Origin of the sequence: Cellulomonas biazotea (assembly GCF_004306155.1) — a bacterium.
In the GTDB taxonomy this organism is placed as follows: domain Bacteria; phylum Actinomycetota; class Actinomycetes; order Actinomycetales; family Cellulomonadaceae; genus Cellulomonas; species Cellulomonas biazotea.
In genome coordinates this window covers 1-822 of sequence record NZ_BIMR01000468.1, presented here as the reverse complement: position 1 = coordinate 822, position 822 = coordinate 1, and the positions used below count along the sequence as shown (strand labels likewise).

The following is an 822-nucleotide window of genomic DNA, read 5'->3' as shown; positions in this document are numbered from 1 at the left end:
CAGTCGCGTGCTCTAGACCCGAAGCGGAGTGATCTAGCCATGGGCAGGGTGAAGCGCGGGTAAGACCGCGTGGAGGCCCGAACCCACCAGGGTTGAAAACCTGGGGGATGACCTGTGGTTAGGGGTGAAAGGCCAATCAAACTCCGTGATAGCTGGTTCTCCCCGAAATGCATTTAGGTGCAGCGTCACGCGTTTCTTGCCGGAGGTAGAGCTACTGGATAGCCGATGGGCCCCACCAGGTTACTGACGTTAGCCAAACTCCGAATGCCGGTAAGCCAGAGCGTGGCAGTGAGACTGCGGGGGATAAGCTCCGTAGTCGAGAGGGAAACAGCCCAGACCACCAGCTAAGGCCCCTAAGCGTATGCTAAGTGGGAAAGGATGTGGAGTTGCACAGACAACCAGGAGGTTGGCTTAGAAGCAGCCACCCTTGAAAGAGTGCGTAATAGCTCACTGGTCAAGTGATTCCGCGCCGACAATGTAGCGGGGCTCAAGCATACCGCCGAAGCTGTGGCATTCACACGTTCGACAAGCCTTCGTGGTTCAGTCGTGTGGATGGGTAGGGGAGCGTCGTGTGGCGGGCGAAGTCGCGGGGTAACCCAGCGGTGGACGCCACACGAGTGAGAATGCAGGCATGAGTAGCGAATGACGGGTGAGAAACCCGTCCGCCGAATGACCAAGGGTTCCAGGGCCAGGCTAATCCGCCCTGGGTAAGTCGGGACCTAAGGCGAGGCCGACAGGCGTAGTCGATGGACAACGGGTTGATATTCCCGTACCGGCGAAGAACCGCCCATACCGAGCCCGGTGATGCTCACCGTCCGAGCC

At 59.2% G+C, this 822-nt stretch carries 1 rRNA gene; it reads left to right on the top strand.

The features are described 5' to 3' along the window. Positions 1-822 (top strand): 23S ribosomal RNA (locus tag CBZ_RS20205); the annotation flags it as partial.